At 28.9% G+C, this 22,760-nt stretch carries 27 protein-coding genes and 3 pseudogenes; 1 reads left to right on the top strand and 29 read right to left on the bottom strand.

Going from position 1 to position 22,760, the window contains the following annotated elements; translation table 11 throughout:
* The first annotated feature begins 11 nt into the window (after window positions 1-11).
* Window positions 12-833 carry a MetQ/NlpA family ABC transporter substrate-binding protein gene (locus KMP11_RS02230; protein ID WP_215756775.1) on the top strand — a complete coding sequence of 274 codons (822 nt, stop codon included), beginning with the start codon at window positions 12-14 and terminating at the stop codon, window positions 831-833.
* A gap of 520 nt (window positions 834-1,353) precedes the next feature.
* Here the strand turns inward: KMP11_RS02230 and secD are convergent.
* The 29 genes and pseudogenes from secD to KMP11_RS02095 form a co-directional block, all read right to left on the bottom strand.
* A complete protein-coding gene (gene secD, locus KMP11_RS02225; RefSeq protein ID WP_215756776.1) occupies window positions 1,354-3,645 on the bottom strand; it encodes a protein translocase subunit SecD in 2,292 nt (763 codons plus the stop codon).
* The gene (locus KMP11_RS02220; RefSeq protein WP_252344721.1) at window positions 3,635-4,489 is read right to left on the bottom strand and encodes an HAD family hydrolase; all 855 of its coding nucleotides are present in this window, start codon (window positions 4,487-4,489) and stop codon (window positions 3,635-3,637) included. Before KMP11_RS02220 ends, secD begins: the two co-directional genes overlap by 11 nt.
* 130 nt (window positions 4,490-4,619) lie before the next feature.
* Window positions 4,620-6,179 (bottom strand): recombinase family protein, encoded by a 1,560-nt coding sequence (locus KMP11_RS02215; protein WP_215757034.1) that lies wholly within the window; start codon window positions 6,177-6,179, stop codon window positions 4,620-4,622.
* Window positions 6,172-6,570 (bottom strand): recombinase family protein, encoded by a 399-nt coding sequence (locus KMP11_RS02210; protein WP_216280012.1) that lies wholly within the window; start codon window positions 6,568-6,570, stop codon window positions 6,172-6,174. The genes KMP11_RS02215 and KMP11_RS02210 overlap by 8 nt, the downstream gene beginning before the upstream one ends.
* An 81-nt stretch (window positions 6,571-6,651) precedes the next feature.
* Window positions 6,652-6,969 (bottom strand): annotated as a pseudogene (locus KMP11_RS07910) (recombinase family protein); the annotation flags it as partial.
* Between the two features lie 163 nt (window positions 6,970-7,132).
* Window positions 7,133-7,309, bottom strand: coding sequence for an SHOCT domain-containing protein (locus KMP11_RS02200; protein ID WP_215757036.1), 177 nt, complete (start codon window positions 7,307-7,309; stop codon window positions 7,133-7,135).
* Window positions 7,302-7,700: a helix-turn-helix domain-containing protein gene (locus tag KMP11_RS02195; RefSeq protein WP_179940140.1), complete on the bottom strand. Its 399-nt coding sequence runs from the start codon at window positions 7,698-7,700 to the stop codon at window positions 7,302-7,304. Before KMP11_RS02195 ends, KMP11_RS02200 begins: the two co-directional genes overlap by 8 nt.
* A 202-nt stretch (window positions 7,701-7,902) precedes the next feature.
* Complete coding sequence (locus KMP11_RS07630) at window positions 7,903-8,058, bottom strand: hypothetical protein (protein WP_252344744.1); 156 nt, start codon at window positions 8,056-8,058, stop codon at window positions 7,903-7,905.
* A gap of 177 nt (window positions 8,059-8,235) precedes the next feature.
* On the bottom strand, window positions 8,236-8,616 hold the full coding sequence (locus tag KMP11_RS07625; protein WP_253195965.1) for a peptidoglycan recognition protein family protein: 381 nt from the start codon (window positions 8,614-8,616) through the stop codon (window positions 8,236-8,238).
* Entirely contained in the window at window positions 8,567-8,797 is a 231-nt protein-coding gene (locus KMP11_RS07620; protein WP_215757059.1) for a peptidoglycan recognition protein family protein, read from the bottom strand. The genes KMP11_RS07625 and KMP11_RS07620 overlap by 50 nt, the downstream gene beginning before the upstream one ends.
* A gap of 1 nt (window position 8,798) precedes the next feature.
* Window positions 8,799-9,203 carry a phage holin family protein gene (locus KMP11_RS02185; protein ID WP_215757058.1) on the bottom strand — a complete coding sequence of 135 codons (405 nt, stop codon included), beginning with the start codon at window positions 9,201-9,203 and terminating at the stop codon, window positions 8,799-8,801.
* A gap of 1 nt (window position 9,204) precedes the next feature.
* Window positions 9,205-10,563, bottom strand: coding sequence for a hypothetical protein (locus tag KMP11_RS02180; RefSeq protein ID WP_216280011.1), 1,359 nt, complete (start codon window positions 10,561-10,563; stop codon window positions 9,205-9,207).
* Window positions 10,553-11,500 (bottom strand): hypothetical protein, encoded by a 948-nt coding sequence (locus KMP11_RS02175; RefSeq protein ID WP_216280010.1) that lies wholly within the window; start codon window positions 11,498-11,500, stop codon window positions 10,553-10,555. Before KMP11_RS02175 ends, KMP11_RS02180 begins: the two co-directional genes overlap by 11 nt.
* A 27-nt stretch (window positions 11,501-11,527) precedes the next feature.
* A complete protein-coding gene (locus KMP11_RS02170) occupies window positions 11,528-12,334 on the bottom strand; it encodes a hypothetical protein (protein WP_216280009.1) in 807 nt (268 codons plus the stop codon).
* Window positions 12,335-12,688 carry a hypothetical protein gene (locus KMP11_RS02165; protein ID WP_216280008.1) on the bottom strand — a complete coding sequence of 118 codons (354 nt, stop codon included), beginning with the start codon at window positions 12,686-12,688 and terminating at the stop codon, window positions 12,335-12,337.
* Between the two features lies 1 nt (window position 12,689).
* Complete coding sequence (locus KMP11_RS02160; protein WP_216280007.1) at window positions 12,690-12,989, bottom strand: hypothetical protein; 300 nt, start codon at window positions 12,987-12,989, stop codon at window positions 12,690-12,692.
* The gene (locus tag KMP11_RS02155; protein WP_216280006.1) at window positions 12,990-15,422 is read right to left on the bottom strand and encodes a phage tail tape measure protein; all 2,433 of its coding nucleotides are present in this window, start codon (window positions 15,420-15,422) and stop codon (window positions 12,990-12,992) included.
* Window positions 15,423-15,594: 172 nt separating this feature from the next.
* Window positions 15,595-15,960 carry a hypothetical protein gene (locus KMP11_RS02150; RefSeq protein ID WP_216279810.1) on the bottom strand — a complete coding sequence of 122 codons (366 nt, stop codon included), beginning with the start codon at window positions 15,958-15,960 and terminating at the stop codon, window positions 15,595-15,597.
* Window positions 15,960-16,523: pseudogene (locus KMP11_RS02145) on the bottom strand (major tail protein). The gene KMP11_RS02150 and the pseudogene KMP11_RS02145 overlap by 1 nt, the downstream one beginning before the upstream one ends.
* 2 nt (window positions 16,524-16,525) lie before the next feature.
* Complete coding sequence (locus KMP11_RS02140) at window positions 16,526-16,843, bottom strand: hypothetical protein (RefSeq protein ID WP_216280005.1); 318 nt, start codon at window positions 16,841-16,843, stop codon at window positions 16,526-16,528.
* A complete protein-coding gene (locus KMP11_RS02135; protein WP_179940155.1) occupies window positions 16,843-17,217 on the bottom strand; it encodes an HK97 gp10 family phage protein in 375 nt (124 codons plus the stop codon). The genes KMP11_RS02140 and KMP11_RS02135 overlap by 1 nt, the downstream gene beginning before the upstream one ends.
* Window positions 17,210-17,536, bottom strand: a complete 327-nt coding sequence (locus tag KMP11_RS02130; protein WP_179940157.1) for a phage head closure protein — start codon at window positions 17,534-17,536, stop codon at window positions 17,210-17,212. Before KMP11_RS02130 ends, KMP11_RS02135 begins: the two co-directional genes overlap by 8 nt.
* Complete coding sequence (locus tag KMP11_RS02125; RefSeq protein ID WP_216280004.1) at window positions 17,536-17,811, bottom strand: head-tail connector protein; 276 nt, start codon at window positions 17,809-17,811, stop codon at window positions 17,536-17,538. The genes KMP11_RS02130 and KMP11_RS02125 overlap by 1 nt, the downstream gene beginning before the upstream one ends.
* A gap of 17 nt (window positions 17,812-17,828) precedes the next feature.
* A complete protein-coding gene (locus KMP11_RS02120) occupies window positions 17,829-18,995 on the bottom strand; it encodes a phage major capsid protein (RefSeq protein WP_216280003.1) in 1,167 nt (388 codons plus the stop codon).
* A gap of 5 nt (window positions 18,996-19,000) precedes the next feature.
* Window positions 19,001-19,723 (bottom strand): head maturation protease, ClpP-related, encoded by a 723-nt coding sequence (locus tag KMP11_RS02115; RefSeq protein ID WP_215756974.1) that lies wholly within the window; start codon window positions 19,721-19,723, stop codon window positions 19,001-19,003.
* On the bottom strand, window positions 19,686-20,948 hold the full coding sequence (locus KMP11_RS02110) for a phage portal protein (RefSeq protein ID WP_371741358.1): 1,263 nt from the start codon (window positions 20,946-20,948) through the stop codon (window positions 19,686-19,688). The genes KMP11_RS02115 and KMP11_RS02110 overlap by 38 nt, the downstream gene beginning before the upstream one ends.
* Before the next feature lie 62 nt (window positions 20,949-21,010).
* Entirely contained in the window at window positions 21,011-21,334 is a 324-nt protein-coding gene (locus tag KMP11_RS02105) for a type II toxin-antitoxin system RelE/ParE family toxin (protein WP_215757039.1), read from the bottom strand.
* A complete protein-coding gene (locus tag KMP11_RS02100) occupies window positions 21,334-21,636 on the bottom strand; it encodes a type II toxin-antitoxin system RelB/DinJ family antitoxin (protein WP_215757040.1) in 303 nt (100 codons plus the stop codon). The genes KMP11_RS02105 and KMP11_RS02100 overlap by 1 nt, the downstream gene beginning before the upstream one ends.
* 141 nt (window positions 21,637-21,777) lie before the next feature.
* A pseudogene (locus tag KMP11_RS02095) lies at window positions 21,778-22,707 on the bottom strand (recombinase family protein).
* Window positions 22,708-22,760 lie beyond the last annotated feature (53 nt).

Raw genomic sequence — 22,760 nt, 5'->3', positions numbered from 1 at the left:
AGGAGATTACAATGAAAAAAACATTCACTATAATAACAAGCATATTAGCTTTAGTTTTAATTTTTACGGGTTGTTCATCAAAAACATCAACAACTTCTAATGAGAAAAAAACAATAAAAGTAGGTGCTGCGAATATTAAGGTTGTTACTGACATACTAGAAGCATCAAAAGAAGACTTAGCAAAAGATGGTTACACACTAGAAATAATTAATTTTTCTGACTATAAACAACCAAATGACGCCTTAAATAATAAAGAAGTAGATGCTAACTTCTTCCAACACAAACCATTTATGGACGCTTACAATAAGGGGAATAATGCCAAATTAGTTCAAATTCAAAAAATATATGACTTTACAGGAGCCTTCTACGGTAAAAATATAAAAAATATATCTGAATTAAAAGACGGAGCTGATGTGGCTGTTCCTTCTGATGCAACTAACCTAGCTCGTGCTTTAAGACTTCTTGCTAAAGAAAAAGTTATAAGCCTTAAAGACCCTAACAGCTACACAGTAACAGAAGCTGACATCACAGCTAATCCAAAAAATATTACTTTTACAAAAGTAGCCTTACTTAACCTTAACGAAGCCTACAACGAAAAAGATTTAGCTTTTAACTATCCTGATAAAATATCTAAATTAAGTTTAAATCCTGTTGATAATGGAATTATTAAAGAAGATGTAAAAGACCAAGAATACTACGCTCTTTCTTTAGTTTCTCGTGAAGACAACAAGGATTCAGACGGAGTTAAAGCCCTTAAAAAAGTTCTTACTAGTGCAAAAGTTAAAAAATTATTAGAAGAAAAATACAAAGGTATTTATCACGCATCATTCTAATATCTAGTTAAATATAAATAATCAATAAACAATAATATAGACAAACCCAACTTTTTCAAGTTGGGTTGTTTGTTATTTAAATTAATCTTAGGTTAAAAATAAAATGCTATATCCTCATAAGAATTAAAATGATTTTTCACCAAAATAAAATGTAATATTTTCCAAATTAGATTGTAAAAATATTTTTATTCATCTTGCATGCCGATAAAAATAATAAAAATATTTTTTTCTGGTTCAAATTAAGATATAAAAAATATTTGTATTACGTTACTCTTCCAATGAAAAATAATAAAAAATATTTATATTTTGCTAGCCTCCCAACAAAAAATAGTAAAAAATATTTTTCTTAATATTAATGAGTAAACTCTCAAAAAATAATTTAAAATACTTATTTTTATAGGCAAGCAAAAAATATTTTATATATATTAAAATATTTCTTCAAATACATAGTGATAAAAATTTACAAAAAAATATTTAGTGCAGATTTTTATCCACACTAAATATATAACTTAATCTTTTCTTAAACTAAAACTTTATGATTTTCAGCTCTTTCCTTGGCTGTTGCTTTTTGTTTAACTTCTATTTTTCCTTTTTTCTTAAGTTCTATTACCTTTAATAAAGCCCATAATTGAGAAGCCACAAATAGTGATGAGTATAGACCAAAGACTAAACCGATCAATAGGGCAATATTAAATGTAAAGATAGCTTTACTTCCTATCAGTAACATTACAACAACTGTTATAATTACCGTAAGAACTGTGTTTATTGAACGAACCAAAGTTTGACGCAAAGAAACATCTACCACTCTATAAATTTGTTCCTTTGATTTTATAACTTTTTCATAACGCATATGTTCTCTTATCCTATCAAAAGTAACTATTGTATCATTTATAGAATATCCCACTATTGTTAATACAGCTGCTATAAAAGTAATATCAATTTCTAAACGCAGGATACTTGCAATAAATATAATAACTGCTACGTCATGAAGCAGGGCTAAGATACTCGTAAAACCCATTCTCCATTCAAAGCGAAGTGCTACGTAAATTATTATTCCGATAGAGGCATAGATAAGAGCAAACATGGCATTTTTAGCAAGTTCCTTACCAATAACTGGCGATACTACACTTAAGTTTGCATCTTTTTGATATTTTTTAGTAAAATATTCTTTTATTTCTATGACTTTTCCTTGTTCAAAACTTTCTTTGGAATGAATTGTCGCTTGTTTTTTATCAGGTGATAAAACTATTTTTTCTTCTGTAATTTTTATATTATCTAAATCACTTTTAATTTCTTCTGTTGTTAATTCGGTATTTGCTAAAACATCTATCCTAGTACCACTAGAAAAATCAATACCTAAATTTAATTTAAAGACAGATAAAGAAATAATACCTGCAACCATTATTGCTATACTTAAAGCAAAAAACTTTTTCATATGCTTAGTAAAATTCAAACCATCAAATTTTGTTGGCAAGTCTAATGAATTTAAAGGTATTTTACTTTCAACTATATTATCTTTAGAAACTCCAAACCACCAAGTTTTATTGTTAAATATATTTGAATTCACTAACAAACTAAGTAATAATCTTGTTCCGAATACTGCAGTAATAAAACTCACTAATATTGTCAGTAACAACATAGTTGCAAAACCTTTTACACTACTTGTACCAAAAATAAATAATACTATGGCTGCTATGACTGTTGTAATCTGTGAATCGAATATTGTCCATAAAGATTGTTTTGCTCCGTCTGTATAAGCCTTTTTCAGACTGTAACCTGCTGAAATTTCTTCTTTAATTCTTTCGTACATTATGATATTAGCATCAACTGCCATACCAACACCCAAGATAATAGCTGCTATACCAGGTAAGGTTAGAACACCTGAAATTAAATTGAAGAATATTATTACTATATAAACATAGGCTACTAACATTACACTGGCTACAAAACCAGGCAGCCGATAAACTACTAGCATAAATAAGAAAATTAAACCTAGAGATACTATCCCAGCAAGTACCGTTTGATTTAATGCGTCAACACCAAATTGAGCTCCAACAGAGTTAGAATATATTTCAGTTAATTTTACAGGTAAAGCACCAGAATTAAGTAGAGCTGCTAGTTCTTTTGCAGACTCAACAGTAAAATTACCAGTTATTTGAACATCTTTTGAATTAATTGTTTGTGTAACTTGCGGTGCTGAAACAAATTTTGGAGAAGCTTTTTGAGCTTCGGCTGCATAGCTATCCCCCTCTTCAAAATCCATCCAGATTACCATAAGATTTTTACCTAAACCTCTTTTGCTAATTTCTGATGTTACATTCCCAAATTTATCAGCATCTTTTAATTTTAGAGTTACCATTGGTTTTGACTGCTGGTCGAAAGCTTGAGAAGCACCGTTTTCTTGCAGGTCTGAACCGTCTAATAATATATTATTTTCAACATCACGAATAGTTAGACTAGCTTGTGTTGATAAAACTTTTCTTGCTGTTTCTTGGTCTTTTACTCCAGCTAGTTCGACACGAATTCTATTGCCAGATTCTACTGTTATTACAGGCTCACTTACCCCTAAAATATTTATACGACGGCTAATTGTATCCGAAGTAGCTTTTACAGCATTCTCATCAATTACATCTCCTGATTTAAGTGGCTCTACTTGATAAAGAACTTCAAATCCTCCTTGTAAGTCCAGACCTAAATTCACCTTATTAATATTAGGTTTATAAGTTAAAAAGACACTGGTTAAAATAATTACAACTAGAGCGAAAAAGGTAAAAATTCTACTTGCTTTTCGCTGATTTTTTCTATTTCTCATTTGTAGTTTCTCCTAATTTATTTACATATTCTTCAAGATATTTTAAAACTGAAAAATCATTATTATTGCCGATTACTAAGTGGCACATTTTTTTTATTTCATCTCTTGCATTAGATGGGCATATAGCAGTTCCTGCAACCTTTAACATTTCTATGTCATTAAGATTATCACCAAAAACAACAGAATCTTCAACAGAAATATTATAATACTTAGCTACACGTTTAATTCCCTCTGCCTTGCTAGTACCTTTTGGCACCATATCAAAAAAGTGTGTGGCTGAAAACGTTCCCTCTAAGTCAAATTCTTTTTTTACTTCTTCATAAATTTTTTCTAGCAAGTTATGATTTTTTGATGACATCATCACCTTATAACATTTGTCCTTATTTCTTGCTATGGCAGATAAAATATCTTCTTCTATACATACTGGCGTTTTATATTTGGCGTTTGTTTCTTCTTCAACCCTTTTTATCCTAGCTACATTAAAAGATATTCTATCACAATATATATAGTTTGGGCTGTATATGTGTAGTTCAACACTTCCGTCTGTAAGTTCTAAATATTTTTTATGAATTATGGATATTTCTTTATCGGTAAAGGGATTTTCATATATAACTTCACCAGTTGCTTGATTTCTGATAAAACTACCATTACAAGCAATAGTAACATCATTCAAACCCATATCATGATAATAATTTCTAACTGCTATATCTGCTCTTCCTGTAGCTATTAAAAATTTAATTCCGTGTTCTTGTAACTTTTCTATTACTTTTTTTGAATTTGGACTTATTTCTTTTTCATCATTTAAAAAGGTTCCGTCCATATCTGTTACTACAACTTTTATCATACAATTTTCTCCTTCTTTTGTCATTAGGGGGTGCAAAGCCGTCTTAGGGGGTGCAAATTTTAATCCTCCTTATTAACTTTTATATTATATCAAAAACTATTGTTTTATTCCACATATTAAAGTAACCAGATCATATTTTTATGACCTGGTTGTTTTTAAATTCTAATGCTACTTTTTTATCTTTATGTATAATAAGTTTTTCTACCAAAGTATTAAAAAGCTTATCGTCAAAATTAATAAGGAGTTGTTCTTGTTTTTTTAAAAAATCTATAAACAATTTTAAATCTGCAGACTGCTTAATCTTTAGTTTTATAATTCCTCTCTTTTCTAAAAGTTCATTTTGTAGATTTTCATACTTCTCAACTAAACTGTCGTACTTTATTTTATAAGACTCTTGATTTTGTAATACACTAGAATTTTGCTTTATCAAGTTCTCTACTTCAATTTTTATATTTTCCATTTCTTTTTCTAAATTATTTATTTCTGATTCTATATCTCCTGTATTTTCAATCATATCTATTAGTAATGAAAAGTTTTTAATTATTTTATTTTTTTCTTTAATTACTTTATTAATTGCTTGGACACTCCAATTCTCTATCTCTTCTTTACTAACTGATGGAGTAGTACATTTATGTTCTTTTTTATATTTTTGATTACACCTGAAAATATATCTTTTATACTTACTATTAGAATGCCAAACATGTCTGCCATAACTACCTCCACAACATCCACAAATTATTTTTCCAAAATAGCTAGTTCGAGTTCTATTATTATTTCTTTTTAGCTCTAGTTGTACTATGTCAAATGTTTTTTTGTCTATAATAGCCTCATGATTATTTTCTACATAGTATTGTGGAAGTTCTCCTTCATTTTTCTTTTTCTTTTTTGTAAGATAGTCTACTGTAAATGTTTTTTGAAGTAACGCATCTCCTTTATATTTTTCATTTTGTAACATCCCTTTTATGGTTGTATAACACCATATTTTCTTTCCAGCAGGTGTTGGTATGCCTTCTTTAGTTAAAATTTTAGCTATACTACTAGGGTTTTCTCCTTTTAAGAATAGACCAAATATATATTTTACAATCCTTGCTTCTTCTTCATATATTTCAAAACCTCCATATTTACTTTCTTTAAATCCTAATACATGTCTATAATTAAAATGAACTTGTCCTTCTGCTGCTATTTTTCTTTTACTCCATGTTATATTTTCTGATATACTTCTACTTTCTTCTTGGGCTAGTGAGCTCATAATGGTAATTAATAATTCTCCTTTTGAATCTAATGTCCATATGTTTTCTTTTTCAAAGTATATTTCCACTCCTGCTTCTTTTAAATTTCTTACTGTAGTTAATGAATCTACTGTATTTCTCGCAAACCTACTTACTGATTTAGTTATAATTAAATCAATTTTTCCCTTTAATGCATCTTCTACCATTTCTTGAAATCCTAATCGTTTTTTTGTATTTGTTCCACTTATTCCTTCATCTGAATACATTTTTACAAAATCCCAATCACTTCTACTATTTATATAACTTTCATAGTAATTCATCTGTGCTTCATAAGAACTACTCTGATCTTCATGATCTGTTGATACTCTGGCATATCCTGCCACTCTTCTTTTTTTCATACTAGGAAGTTCTGATGATTTAACTGTTCTTTTTGGTTCTATTGTTATAATCTTTTTATTCACTTTTCTTCTCCTTAATATTATGTAGACTTCTATTAGATTTTTCTTTTTGTACTCTGTCAAAAATTTCCTGCGTAATTATTGCTTCCTGCGCATTTTCTACTATATACATTGTTCTTTTACCTTTATTTATTACTGAACATCCTTTTTCTATATCATGGTATGTTTTTTGTAGTATAAGTTTTACAGTGTAAGTTTCTTGTGATAAAATATTATGTATTATAGCTCTACTAAATTTATTTCCTTTTCTTGTTGTCTCTCCTATATCGTTAAGCTTTCTTGATATCATAGTTGGTGAGAGTCCCTCTATATACCAGTCGTATATTTGTTTTATAATTTTTGCTTCTTTTCTTTCAACTTCATATTTTGTATTTTTAAATCTATAACCATACATATCTTGTTTTATATATGGTATTCCTTGTTCAAAGCTTTTTTTTACTTTCCATTTGATGTTATCTGATATAGATTTTGATTCTTCTTCTGCTAGTGTTGATAATAATGTAAGTAATAATTCTCCATCTGTTGTTAGTGTATCAATATTTTCTTTTTCAAATCTTACACTTACTTTTAATAGTTTTAGTTCTCTAATTGTCTTTAGTAATTCTATAGTATTTCTGCCAAATCTTGATATGGATTTTGTTAAGATTATGTCAATTTCTCTTTTTTCACAGTCTTTAATTAAACGTTGATATTCTCCTCTCTTGTTTGTATTTCTACCACTAATAGCTTCATCTATATAAATTCCTTTTAATTCCCATTCAGGATTGTTTTGAATAATGGTATTATAGTAACTTACTTGATTGGATAGAGAATTTTTTAGATATGTATGTGATACTCTAGCGTAGGCTGCTACTCTTAATTTATCTTTTTTTTAATGCATTCACACTTTCTATTTTTATTACTCTTTTCAATATGTATCCCTCCTTTTTGTATTACTATATATCACTCAAAACGCTTTATTTATCAAGTATTTCTTCTGTATATTTACTTAAAATAGGATTATATTCTTCTATCATTTTATTTTTAAATATATTGTAATCTTCTTTTGTTATAGTTCTTTCTTTAAGTAATTTTTTTAAATAAATTATAGTTATTTGATATAATAATTCTTTATTAAATTCGTTATCATTCATTATTATTATCTCCAAATCTAAAATTAATATAACATCTATGACTACAATATTTTCTTGTTTTATTGGCATATGATTTAAATGTTTCACCACACATTAAACATTCGTGCATACTGTATGATTTTCTTTTTACTTGATTTAGGTGTGTATTCCACCACTTCATTCTACAAATATCACTACAAAATTTTTTTTGCTTCTTTCCTACTTTTTGTATTAACTTCTCATTACATAGTAGACATCCATCATGCTTTTTTATTGTTTCTTTTTTTAATTTCTCTCTTCTACAATATGATTTAACAGTATTATGTGATAATCCTAAAATAACTGCTATCCTCTTATATCCTAATCCTTTTTTTCTTAATTTTTTTATCTCTTCTTTTTCGTGTTTATTCATTTTCTGATTCTCCTTTTATACTAAGGACAAATTTATAATGATTTAACAATTATAAATTTCATATCCTTAAATAACAGTCAAAGAAATCAATTAAAAAATTAACCTTAAAATAAAAAAACCTATCATTGCTAACTAATTAGCTATGATAGGCTTGAATTATTTATATTATTTCGTTTACTCTTTGTTGTACTTTATTGTAATCCTATCCTGCAGATGTTAGTCTATTTTTTCTATCTTCTCCGTTTCCCCACAATCCATTTATTACTTCTCTTGCGACTTCATCTATAGTTTTTATCCCTGAAACAAGTTCGTTAACTTTTGTTTGAACTTCATAGTAGTTATAACCTGCAGATGTCAATTTGTTTTTTCTATCTTCTCCATTTCCCCATAATCCATTTATTACTTCTCTTGCTATTTTTTCTATACTTAAATGCGTTATAGGATATACTTTATTTCCTAATTCATCAAATACTTTGTATTCTGGATTATTGTCTGCACATTTTTTCGCATTTTCTAGTTTTTTAAATGCTCCTTTTTAACTATTTACATCACTCCAATTTTTACGAACTCTATACAGTTTTTCTACATTATTATTTATAACTACTCCATTTAATCTTTTGTTTACTTCATTAGCTATATAATTGAATTTACTTCCCAAATAAGGTCCTGGACAATTTGTTGGCGCAAACCATTCATGTTTTGTTAAGTTTCCTGTTGTATCTCCTGTATATTCTAATTTATTAATTCCGTTTCTAGAACATATATCTACACAAAGTTCTATTGTTTTTTCTAATGCTATGTCACTTACATGCCATATCCTTCCATATTCATCGTTTGCTACTTCTATTGTTATTGCTCTATTATCATTAGCTGCGCTTGATGAACACTTCCTCAACATACATCCCAACTCTACCATTAGAATCTACTCCGTAATTACTACTAGCTTGTCTGCTAGGTGATGCAAATATATTACTACATGTTTCTACTGATAAATTTCCTGCCATATGATGTATTGTGATTGTGTCTATTTTATGGTTTCTAAGTCCACTGTGATTAGGACTTAAATTTATATAATTTACTAAAGGGCTATTACTCATTTTATTTTTCCTCTCTTTCTTTTAGTTGACTTAATATTGATTTTAGTTTTTCTGGTATAGGTAGTCCCAATTTAGAGGCATTCTCTAGTATTGAAATTCCTTCGTTAGATAGGTAGAAAAATATTACCACTGCTCTTAATACTCCTACATGACCTAAACTATAAACATCTAGTATGTTAGCTACCCCAACTAGTGAAAATATAATAATTTTTCTAGCTATTCCCTTAAAGCCTACTGAACTAGATAATTCTTTTTTATCAATTGCACACATTATTCCAGTCACATAGTCTATTACTGAAAATGCTAAAAGTGCATAAATAAGTCCGTCCATACCTCCTAAAAATGCTCCTAAAACACCACCTATACTTGAGATTATTAGTTTAAAGTTTAGTATTGTTGTATTCATTTTATTTTCCTCCTGTTAAGTAATAAGTTATTTTCATTGTTTTTTCTGCTGTTTTTTCTAATGTTTTTGATAAGTTATTTATTGTTGCTGCGTAAGGTGTTATTAGGTATAATATTTTTCTTAAGTATTTATCCCCGTAGTTTTCTCCGTTCGCAAAAAAGCCCATTAAAAATGGGCCGTAAGTTATTGGTGTTGATGCTATTTTGGATAAATCGTTAGCTGCTATTTGTTTTACTTTATCGTTTTTATCTATTGTAAAGTTAGTTCCACATATCATATCTCCTAATAAGTACATACTACAACCTGTGTTTTTGTTTGTTACGTAATCTACTCTTATTTGAAAAGGTACGTCTATTTTTGTTAAGTCTACTGGGTTATTTATCGCAAACTTCACAACATATTTTTCATCTGTACTAACTGCATACACATATCCTCCTCTCAATACAGATTTAATAGTTCTATAATAATCATAGTCTAATGAGTATGCGCCTATATTTTCTATTTTCACATTTTCTAATGTGAATTCAGTTTCTTCTATAGAATTATTAACTTTATTTATTTTTAACTTAGTTACATTGGTATTACCTCCGCTAGTACTAGTTTTCAATAAATAATAATTCTCTTCGTCCACATAAATACACACTCCATATGTTCCGTAAGATTTCTTATACTTTATCTTTGTTTCTGTTATATTCTTCTCAGCTAAAAATGATAATGAATCATTTAATCTAAAATTAAGCAGTGGTTCTCTTGATTTTATTATTCTAAGATGATCACTTTCAGGAACTATTGATACTATATAATTTTCTTCGAAGTTAGCTTCTACTGCATTGACATATTTTTTCTTCATCTCAGTATCTGTATCCTTAATAAGATATTTATATTCACCTAGTTTTATACGGTTTGTTTTACCATCACTCTTTGTTCCAAAATAACCACCTCCCGCTTTGGCATTAGTTAAACAAACACTCGATATTTTACCATTTGCTTTTGATGTTCCAAAATCCCAAACATATTTATAGCCTGAAGTTGTTTTTTGTGATTCTTCTTTATTAAAGCTACCATTTATTGTATCTGTTTGGATTTCTGCGTTTTGACCTGCATATCCAATACAAGTATTTGTTGTAGTAATAAATGTTGTATTTTTTTCTTCTTCTATTCTATCTTTAAATAATAGTATTCCTCCCATAAGTTTTTCTACTATTGGATAATATATGTCTTTGCTTGTTTCATTAGTTAAAGCACTAGGATTTAATGTTAAGATTTTTTCTAATACATCTGTTACTAGATTTTCTTCTTCTAATATTTCTTTTTTGTTATTTTTTATGTTTATTAGTTCTATTGTAGTTTTACCTTTCATTATTTTCCTCCACTTCTACATTGTCTACTAGTTCTAGTGTATGGTTATTTTTTACTAGTTTATTTATGTTAATAGTTTCTTGAATTTCATAAGGTGTATTCTCTATTAACTCACTTTCTATGTTATCTTCTAAAATAGGAATTGGTAGTTGTTTTTTATTTTCTATTTTAGTTATTTTTTCGTTTATTTTTATTTTTCCGTTCCATTCTACATCCCCACCAAGAGAACTTCCTATTATAGCTGAAGATATTCCTTCTAATGGAATACTAACACTACCTTTATCTATTTGTATTTCTAAGTTAAATCTGTTTAGTACTTTTTCTTTTAGTTTTATTATTGGATAAAATAATGTTATTGTATTTTTTTCTGACATTAATGTTTCTTCAGGTCTATGGTTTTCTATTATTTCATCGTTTAAGTAATAGTTTATTTTTATTTTAGGGTTTATTTGTAAAGTTCTAATTAGTTTTAGTTCTTTTTGTTTATCATCTTCTTTTATTAATACAGTTTCTTCTAATTCTTCTGTTTCTTTTTTTACATTTAAAATTATTGTTGCGATAAAGTAAGCGTCTGTTTCTTTGTTGGATGTAAATTCTATATCTATTATTGTTTTAGGTTCTTTTTCTAGTGTTATTTCACTTGAATTTGTATATGAATTAACTCTTAATTTGTCTGAGTCTATTGTCTGTAATATTCCTTGAATATTTTTATCTTGTTTTGTTTTTCCTTTTGATAGTAAGTAGTTTTGCCCATCACTTTTTATTCTTAGTTTTCCATGAATTTTATACTCAATTGTAGTTATTATTGTTTGGTATGTTTTATTTTCTACTATAAATTCAACTACATCTCCTACATCTAATTTAGGATTACTTACAATTAGGCTATCTAACGGTGTATAAGTTATTTTACTAATTTCTTTTAGTATTTCTTTACACATTCTTTCTCTTTTTTCTTTTAATCCTAACTACATTAATGGATTAACTCCTAGATTCATTGTTAGGTATTCATCTATTTCATTTGAGTAGTATTCTGATATTTTGGTTTTGAGATTTGTGGTTTGAATTGCTGAATATTTTGTAAGAAAGTCAGATATACTTAAATCATATCTATTTTTTTCTGATATACTGTAGACTTTTGTTGTGGTAAATTTTTTTAATATTAATTTCCCATATCGATCTATTGTTAAAAATGTGGCAGTTACTAATCCTATGTAATGAAGAAGGTCTCTATATGTTTCTATATCGTTATCTGCGTATATTCCTACTATTTCTTTTCCATTAGGAAGTCTTTCTATTTCTTCTTTACTCATTCCTAGATTGACTTTACATTTATCACATGATAATTTTATTAGTTGATATATTGATCCATGTGTTTGGCTAAAGTTAATATTTTTCTCAAATTTAACCATATGGTCATAACCTTTTAATTCTACAAATTTTTTAGTTTTGTTAGCTTCATATATTTTAAATATTCCCATAGGTATTTCTTCATTTTCTATTTTGAACTTTAGTTTTATTTTGGCTTCTTCAAAAGATATATTTTTAAATTTGTTTAGTAGTAGTGTTATTCCCATTTCTGCTGCATAAACAGCGCCTAACTCTAATTCGTTATTTCCAGAACAAGAGTTTGTTATGTAGCCACTATCTTTTAATATATCTAAATCTGAAAATTCTATTGTTTCTGCCTTTTTTGTTATTACTTCTCCTATCCACTTATATTTTCTGCTTTTTTCTTTTAATTTATTATCAAAGTATGTACTTGTTTCATACATTTAGTACTCCTCCAAGTTAAAACTAACATCCCAAATTCCATATTTATTTAATAAGTTTATTTTGTAGTTTGTCACGTAAGAAGATATTGTTTTTTCTGTAAGTGTATATGGATTAAAATATTTTACTTCTAGTTCTCTATTTTTTAATAATTCCGATATTTTTAAAAGCCATTTAGAGGTTAATGTCAATTTTACTGTTATGTTCACTACTCCTTCTCTTAAAACATCTCGTTGTTTTATACCTGCTTGTGTTATTCCTCCACTTGATGATTCTATATCATTAAATTCAAATTCTAATTCATCAGGAGTTGGTATTTTTATGTTATTTATTTTTAAGTATGTTGTTTTATTCATTTTATCTTCCTCCTGATTTTATAATTTGTCTACGTTGTGTATTTACTATAATCTCATCTAATAAGTTACCTCCTAAATATACAGGTATTGTTATATCTTGTGCGTTATTGTTAAGGTTTATTTTTGATAGTAGTTTTGATATATCTGAGTTACTTTGTGTTACGTTAATTAGTTTTTGTATTTTATATTTTTCTGAACTTGGATTTAATACTAGATCTTGTGAGAGTCTTTTTACTGATGATTTTAATATTCCTCTACTGTTATCTAGTGTTTTTGATAAACCTTTTATAAAATCTGGCATTCAGCTTTCATAATCTGTAAGTGGCCCTACTTCTGGCACACTAAAGTGTAGATAACTCCAAATGGTATCAGCTACTCCTTTTACTGCGTCTACTACTGCACTAATTTTATTTTTTATACCTTGTACTAACCCTGAAATTAAATCACTACCCCAAGTGTATGATGATTTTATTAATCCGAAGATGTAATCTACTGCTGCTTTAAAACCGTTTTGAATTGTAGAGCTAATGTTCCCTATTATGTTACTAATGGCAGATAACATGTTATTAAATATTTGTGATACGTAGTTATATATATTGCTTACTATATTAGTAATTATTGAATAAATACTATTCCAAATTGTTGACATCGTACTTGATATATTGTTAAGTATAGTGCTTATTGTATTTTGTATTTTATTCCATGTAGAAGATATTAAATTACTAATTGTCGTTATTACACTATTAATTAGACTACTAATTCCACTCCAAATTGTTGAAATTATTTCTTTTATTGAACTCCAAATAGTTCCTGTGATAGTAAAAATAGTATTCCAGTAAGTTGTTATTACTGTTTTTATTATTTCTATTATTGTAATTACTGTTGTTTTTAGACCTATCCATATTGTTTCAAAAAATAGTTTAATTCCTTCCCATATTGTTGTGAATGTTGTTTTTAGATTCGTAAATGTAGTAGTAAAATATACTTTTATAACTTCCCAAACTATTATTAGTGTTTGTTTTACTTCTTCCCAAATATTTATAAAGTATTCTTTTATCCCTTGCCATGTTCTTAAAAAAAATTCTTTTATTTCACTCCAATGATCTTTTAAATAACTACCTATAGATATCAATGTTACAACCGCAGCTATTATAGCGAGCATTTGTACTATCGCACCAGATAAACCAGCCATTACACCACTCATCGCACTAAAAGCACCAGAAATTGTTGCAACACCCGTTATTAAATTTCCTATAGAACCAATGACTGTACCGATTATTACTAAAAGTGGACCTATCGTAGCTACTATAAGCCCAATTATTACGACTATCTGTTTAGCTGTTGGACTTAAACTATTCAACCAAGTTGCTATACCTCCAAAAACTGTAGCGATCCCTTGTAAAATTGGACCTAAAACATCAGAAATTGTTTCTCCTAAACTACCTAATGCTAGCTTAGCGTTATTACTAGCTACTTTAAATTTATCTATACCATCCTCTGTTCCTTCAAATGTTTTGTCTACAACATCCTCGTACTCAGACATACTTTTTGATAAATCATCTATAGAAAATCTACCTTCTCTTATAGCCCTAGTCATCTCTGCAGCACCTTTAGTTCCGAAAATCTTAGTCGCAATCGTTAGTGCTTCAGTTTCACTCCCTGCATTTTTTATCGATTCAATTGTTTTCTTAAGGGCTTCATCCATAGAAAGTCCATCTTTAGTGTAGGCTGCGACTGCCTTTCTAAAACCTCTTAACGCTTGATCTGCATTTACACCATTTGCTTCAAATTGTGCAAGTAAGTTAATACTCTGACCTAGATTTAACCCCATTTCTTTTAGGATTGCTCCATGTTGCTGAACTCCGTTCATAAGAGTATCAACACTTATTCCTGTATCTTGTGCTTTTTGTGTTATTAATCCTAACACATTGGCAGTTTCCTTAGCGTCAATACCCCACTGAAGCATTATTTTATTTGTCATTCCTATAGCGGTATTTAGGTCTGTTTCATTTATCTCTGCGAACTTAAGAAATAAAGTAGATAGTTCTTGAAGCTCATCACCAGTGACTTTAAACCTAGTGTTAACCTCTCCCACCGCAACACCTACATCACTCATACTAACAGGTAAACTTTTAAAAATATTATCCGCAACATTTTTTAACCCCTCAAAACTTTCTCCAGTTGCTCCAGTTTTTTTGATAATCGTATCATATCCTTCATCAATTTCACGAAAGGCTAATGTTGCTGCAGCTCCAACTGCTACAATTGGTGCTGTCACATTTTTTGATAGATTTGTGCCTACTGAAGATATCTTCTCTCCAGTCTCTTTGAATTTACCTCCAACTTCTTTAAGTGTAGCTTGCATCGAACTATTAGTGTGTTTTAATTTTTCTGTGAATTTATCTAGTTCTTGTTCAGTCGCAATAATTTCTCTTTTTAATGCGTCAAATTGCTTTTCTGAAATATCTCCATTTGCGAGTGCAGTTTTAGCTTGTTCCTCAGCGAGCCTTAATGTTTCTAGTTTTTTCTTATTTTCTTCTATGGCTGTATTTAAGAGTTCTTGTTTTTGAGTAAGTAATTCGGTATTATGTGGATCAAGTTTCAATAGTCTTTCAACATCTTTAAGTTCTCTTTGAGTTTGCTTAATCTTACCTTCAACTTCACTTAATGCTTGTTTTAATTTAAGAGTATCTCCTCCGATTTCTACAGTAATACCTGCTATTCTACTTGCCATACAATCACCTCCTAAAAATTATCCATATCTTCTTGTGTCGCTATTACTTTATAGTTATAACTATCATTATTTTTTTCAATGTACATATCATTTACTAACCCTATTGTTAACTCAGATAAATCATTCATTGAAAGTCCTAATTCAACTGAACGCAGTAAAAAAAGAGCGGTATTTAACGTCCGCTCAGTTTCTTTTGCTTTTTTTTAGATGTACTCATATTTTTAACATTTATACCCCATAATTTTATTAAGTCTGGTAGAAGTTTATATACAGATAAAGTATCAAACTGTTCTAACCATTCACCTACATCATTTGAGATTTTATCATCTGCATGGTAAGCCATAATATATGCGATATTTTCAAATATTTCTAAACTCTCAATATCGATATTTCCTTTATTCTTATTAATCTTATCTAATATAAGCAAATCTTTATAAATATCACGACTAAACTTCATTCTGTAAAGTCTAGGTATCGCTGCTGACGCTTTAAATGTTACAACTTTTCCATCTACATTTATATCTTTAATAACTCCCATTACATTTCTCCTTCATGTGTTGGCATATACACTGTTTGATACCAATTCTTATATGTTTCTTCTGTTGTCTCTTTACCAGTTTTACTCTTCACAAGTCCTTATTTGATAGGTCTTGCTTTTATTGAAAGTGTTTCTGTTTGTACTTCTCTTGATTCCTCATTTGTTTGACCTTCAATTTTTGGGCGACCTGCTGAACAATTATAAAGTACATGACGTATTTTTTTCTGATCTCCATCAAATTCAAAAAGTAGTGCAAAGTTCTTTGTTTCTGATCCTGAATCTTCAACTAGAACTTTATTCTTATCTTCTTTTTCTTGAAGAATATCCTTTCTGAAACTTTCTGGAATCATTGCAATCTCAAGATCACCGTCATATCCCATATTGTTATTGATTGTGTAATATGATCCTCCATCTGCATAGAAACTTTCTGGTTCTCCATTAGGTTCTAAACTAATTTTTACAGCACCTGGAATTGGTACTGGTTTTTCATAAGTTGTTGTATCACCTTCAGTTAATTTTGCATAGTGAACATGAGACAAATTAAATTTTACTTTATTTTCCATACTTAAACCTCCATCTTATAAATTGTTTCATACATTTGTTCACTAGATATCCATATTTCCTCTTTTTGATATATTATTCCTTCATTTAAAAATATTTTTTCTAGCCTGTTTTCAAGTTCAAAATCTTTTTTTGAAGTATATAATTCCACTATAAGTTTTTTAAATTTGTAATAAATTAACCCATCGGCATTAAATAAGTTGTCCCCAGAATAGTAATATAGTAGGTATGGTAATTTTGGATTACTACCTTCTTTAAAATGACTATAGACAAAGGGTATTTTTAATTTTTCTAACATTTTACATACTTCGTTTGTATCCATCACATTTTCTCCTCTAGTTTTTGTGTAATTCTCTCTTCTAAATTTCTAGTGGCTGGCTCTATATGAGGTATTGCTTTAGTTCGTCCACCATTTTTTTTAGCGTGTCCAAATTCTAGTAAGTGTGTTAGTTGATATTTGTTTCTTGAATGAACTACAACCTCAATAGAATTAGCACTTTCTCTTTTCTTGGTACTTTTCCAACTTGCTCGATATTTTTTGGTTTTCACAGGAGCATTATCTTTAATTTCATCTCTTACTTCATTTCCTAACTCCACTATACAAGATTTTAGTTCGTTTCCTGCTAAGTCGGCATAGTCTTTTAAACTTTTATTAATTTCTTTTGCTAATGAATCAATATTTACTTTTTTAGTCATTTATATTTACCATTTTAAATTTAATATATTTATTATTAAACTCGTCTAAATCTTTCAAATTATATATTTCATTATTTATTTTTACTCTGTATTCTAGTGTATTCATATTTTTTAATTTATTACACTTTCTAATTGTTACTAAATAATAAGATTTATTTTTTATAACACCTTGTTTTTCATATTCTTCTGAATTTAATAATTTTATATTGGAATAACAACTATAAAAATCACTCCAATGTTCTGTTTGTTGGTGTAATTCATCAAAATTAACTATACATTTTTGTATTGTTATTCTTGTATTTAATAAATGAATGTACATTAAAATTCCACCTTTCTTATCCCAAATAAAAGACTTCTAAGAGTTAGTGTTAATTCTTTATGGTTAGCTTCTTCTCTGTGTTCAAAAAGATAAGCAACTGTATACATCATTGCTGTTTTAACTTCTTCACATAATAAAAGAGTAGAATCTTCTTCTACTCTTAGAATATGCACGCATAAATTTTTTGAAGTTTTTATTAAAGATTCAAGCAGTAAGTCATCATCACTTGAATCTACTCTTAAATATTGTTTTACTTCTTCTAGTTTAAGACTCACTGCTTATCACTCCTTTTTTATCCATCTGTTTTTAATATTTGTACTGCTTCTTTAACTAGTAGTTTCCCATCAACTCTTTCTTTAGCTACAAATCCAATCATACCATTACCCGCGAATAATTCTTGGAGTTCCTTAAATGAACGAGCACCTCTATCACCTATGTTATAATAGCTAAAATCACCAAAAGCAATTTTATTTTCTGGTGCAAAAGCTGAAGTATACACTGGGTATCCTGCTAATTTATCAGGTTCTCCTAATTGGTATGATGGTTGCCAAATATATGCACCATTGTTATCTTTTAGTTTTCTGATATTAGCTATTATTTTATCATTTGTAATAAAAACTGCATTTTTTCGGTATGGACGCTTTAAAGCATGAACTAAGTTTATTACATCATCTGCTTTAATCGTAGATACTTTATCTAAATAGGTTCCACCATTTGTTTCATGAAATATTCCTGTCGGTTTATTATTTCCATCTCCATTTAAAAATGCATCTTCTTCAGCATTAGCTAGTGCTTTGCCGAATTGTTCTGTTATATAGTTTTCTAAATTAAATGCACTATCATAAAGTAGTTCTTCTGTTACTTTTATAGCAACATGCAATTTGTGAGCATCTAATAACATTTGTTTAAATGTTGCTTCTCCAAATTTCAACCCTCCACCTTCTTCAACCCACGCAGCCGCAGGGCTTGTCGCAGCTATATTGATTTTATGCTTACCATTTGTTTTTAAAGTCTGAGATAATTTTCTAATAATATTTTCTTCTTCTAACGTATCAACTAATCTACTATCATACTCATCTGGAACTAAATATCCTCCATCAGTATCTACTTTTTCTTGTAGGATATTTTCAATTTGTCTAAAATTAGATCGTAGTGCTTTTATCATTGCTTTTTTGTGTTGAAGATTTTTTTTGATTTTATCTTCTTTGTCAGACACCATTGGTTTTGAGATTAACGGATCATTTACTGGTTTTGATAATTCTCTTTCCATATTTTCCATCTCTTGAAGTCTCTCTATTTCAAAAGTAAAGTTTTTAACTTTTTCTTCCATCTTGTTGTAAGTTTCAACATCTTCTTTTGATAATAGTCCATCACTATCTTTTTTACTCTCAACAAAGGCTTTTGCACCTTCCCATGCTTTAGCACGTTTTTCAATTAATTCTTGTATTTTTTTATTCATAATTCTTACCTCCAGTTTTTTATTAAATCTAATCTATTTATTAACGAATCAGCTTCTATTTTTTCTTCGTTTACGTTTTTAAAAGTTTCTTTGATTTTATTCATCATTGAATTTTGAACTGTTGCTTCTTGATAAAGCATACTAACATTTGGAATCTCAATATCCTGAATCTCATCTCGTTTTAAGATAGAATCAGCAAAACCAAGTTCAACTGCTTTTCTTGCATCCATCCATGTTTCATTATCCATAAGTTTTGATATTTTGTTTCGTGATAATCCCGTTTTTATTTCATAAGCATTAATTATTGATTCTTTAACCTCACTTAACATATCTATAGCTCTTTGCATTTCGCTTGTACTACCATATGCAATTGTCATAGGGTTATGAATCATAAGCATTGAAACAGGACTCATAATAACTTCTGTTCCTGCCATAGCAACTACACTCGCAGCACTAGCTGCTATCCCATCAATTTTCACCTTAACATTTCCTTTGTGTTCCATTAAGAGATTATAAATTTGTGCGGCTGCAATACAGTCTCCACCAGGTGAATTTATCCATACAGTAATATCTCCACTATGTTTAATTAGTTCTTCTTTAAAAATCTGTGGAGTAACCTCATCATCAAACCACGATTCTTCAGCTATTGTTCCATTTAAAAATAATATGTTCTCTGGTGGTTTATCATTATTATTTTGTACTGTCTTCCAATTCCAAAATTTTTTCATCTGTGTTTTCCTCCTTATAATCTGTTAATCTCTCTGCATAAGAACCAGCCTTTTTAAGTGGTAACATGTTACCATTGACTAGATATAAGTTTCCTCCTTCCTCATCTGATATCAAATCTAAGTTTTCTAAACTCCTTATATCATTAGCACTCATCCAACCATTCTGACGTGCTGTTGCATATCCATTCATCCTACTTTGATAATCTCCTCTAAGTAGTCCATCAACATTGAATTTTATATAATATTTTTTCTTTTCATCACTTTTAAGTAATCTCCTAGTCATAGCTTGTTCAAAACGTTTCACCCAAGGATCTAGCGTATATTTAACAAACTCAAGAGATTGTTGTTCAATATTAGAAAAACTAGACTTTTCAAGATCACCTACCATGTGTGGAGGAACTCTGAAAATTCTAGCTATCTCATTTATTTGAAATTTTCTTGTTTCTAAAAACTGTGCTTCATTTGGTGCTATTGAAATAGGAGTATATTTCATACCTTCTTCAAGTATCGCAACTTTATGGTTATTCTTACCTGAAAATCCTCTAGTCCAACTTTTCCTTAAAATCTCTGCATTTTTTACTGTACCAGGATGTTCTAATATTCCACTTGGTGTCGCTCCATTAGAAAAAAATTTCGCCCCGTATTCTTCAGCTGCAATAGCCATACCAATTGCATTTTTAGCCATAGCTATTGGTGAGTAACCTACTAAGCCATCAAATCCTAATCCTGGTATGTGTAATACGTCTTGTGTGGTTAATTTTACTTTTCCATCATTTGTTGTATATTCATAAAAAATTGTATTATTTTCATCTCTATCAACTTTCATTTTATCTGGCATTAGTGGGTAAAGTCCTAAAACATCACCTTTCCCATTACGAATAATTTGAGCATATGCATTCCCCCATAATAATAAATGTGTCATTAATGTTTCTCTAAATATAAAACTTGTCATCTCATTGTTAGGTTCGTTATGGAGTAAGTTATATAAATAGTGGTTGGTTGCTTTTTTACTTCCTAAATCTGTTATTTCGTATATATGTAGTGGTAAACTAGCGAGGGTTTCTGATAATATTCTCACACATGAATATACAGCTGTCATCTGCATTGCAGTTTTTTCATTTACTCTTTTGCCACTTGCTGTTTGCCCAATAAAAAAAGAGTGGTTATTTCCACTCAATTTATTTATTGGCTTATCTCTTGATTTAAATAGTCTACTTAATATCATAATTTTGTCTCCTAATTTTTTGTATAATAAAAACACCTACTTAAGTGTAGATGTTTCATTTCTTATATTTTCAAAAGAGCAGATAATTGATCCCTTTTGGCATAAATAATTGCGATAATTTGTACGGATTTATTTTCTAAATCTATCCAGTAATATACATAGAAGTTTTCAATAAGTATTTTTCTAATACCTTCCTTAGCGTATTTTTCTTCACTAAGTTTAGGATTTCTTTCTGGAAATATATCTAATTTTTCAATACCTTCTTTTAATTTTTTTAATGTTTTTCTTGCTGCTAATGGAGAGTTTAAATCATTTTTAATATATGTTATTATATTTTCTAAATGTTCTACAGCTTGAGATGTAATTTCTATTTGGTATTTTTCCATTAAATCTCGCTTTCTAATTTAGAAAATACTAAATTCATACTCTTTGATTTACCCTCTTTCGCCTGAGATAATCCATTAGTAAGTATATTATCTAACTCTTCTTCACTTAAGGTATCTACAGTTATTACTTCATTAGGTATAGTTACTGAAAATGGTATACCTTTATTCATAATAATTTGCCTATAAAACATGTCTATTGCTGTTGCTCTAGGTATACCAATTGTTTCTAAAATCTGTTCTGCTTGTTTCTTTATATTTTCTTGTATCCTAACATTAACGCTAGCTGTTTTGGTCATTACCATATTTATCACCATCCTTAGCTAACATTATATAATTTTGTGTTGCTTTTTGCAATACATTTGTATTTTTTTTTTATAAAAACAACAATCCTCTATCATCATACCCACTTTCTACATTCTGATTACCACATCTTATAGCTCTATCTAGTGCCATAAATGTCTCACATATGAACTACCGCAACATCCACACCTAATTTTTCCAAAGTATTTTTTCTCTGTATAGCATTTTTTATTTTCACTTAACTGCACTTGAACCGCATCAAATACTTCTTTATCAATTATTGCTTCATGGCTATTTTCTACATAATACTGAGGTAGCTATCCGTTGTTCCTTTTCTGAGTCTTGTTTAAGAAGTCTGCTACATAGTGTTTTTGAAGTAAGGCATCACCTTTATATTTTTAATTTGTTAAAATACTTCTTACACTGCTATAACTCCATTTTTCTTGCCCTCTTGGTGTCAGTATTTTATTTTCAGTTAGATGTTTTGCTATTTGATTAGGATTTTTCCCTGATAAGAACTGTCCAAATATGTATCTTACTATTTGGGCTTGCTCTTTATCAAATTCTAATCCACCCTCCTCTTCTGGCTTAAAACCTAGTACATTATTATATGCGAATGTCACTCTACCCTCAGCAGCTTGTTTTCGTTTAGACCATGTTATATTTTCTGATATTGATCTACTTTCTTCTTGTGCTAAGGAACTCATTATTGTAATAAGTAATTCACCCTTTAAATCAAATGTCCAGATGTTTTCTTTTTCAAAGTATATCTCCACTACAAAATCTTTTAGTTTTCTTACAGTTGATAGTGAACCTACTGTATTTCTTGCGAACCTACTTTGTTTTTTCTTTTTTATATTATCCCAATGTTCTAATTTAGTGCGTTGCAGTTTTAGTTGATCCAATTGCTCTAAAATATGCACATAGTCTTTTCTTTCTTGCACACGTATTTCCAATTCATTTTGTAAATGTTCAATTTGTAACTGGATATCTCTCAACGATAATCCATCCTTGTTTAAGCTCGTTTCAATTTTTTGATTTAGCACTTCTAAAACTTCGTGACGATTCCCCATCAACTTATTTATTCCACGGATAATCATATTTTGGAGCTCTGTCTCATTAATTA

Source organism: Gemella sp. zg-570, assembly GCF_018866345.1.
Taxonomy (GTDB): Bacteria; Bacillota; Bacilli; order Staphylococcales; family Gemellaceae; genus Gemelliphila.
The sequence above is the reverse complement of the archived record's forward strand: the minus strand, read 5'-3'. Positions and strand labels throughout refer to the sequence as shown.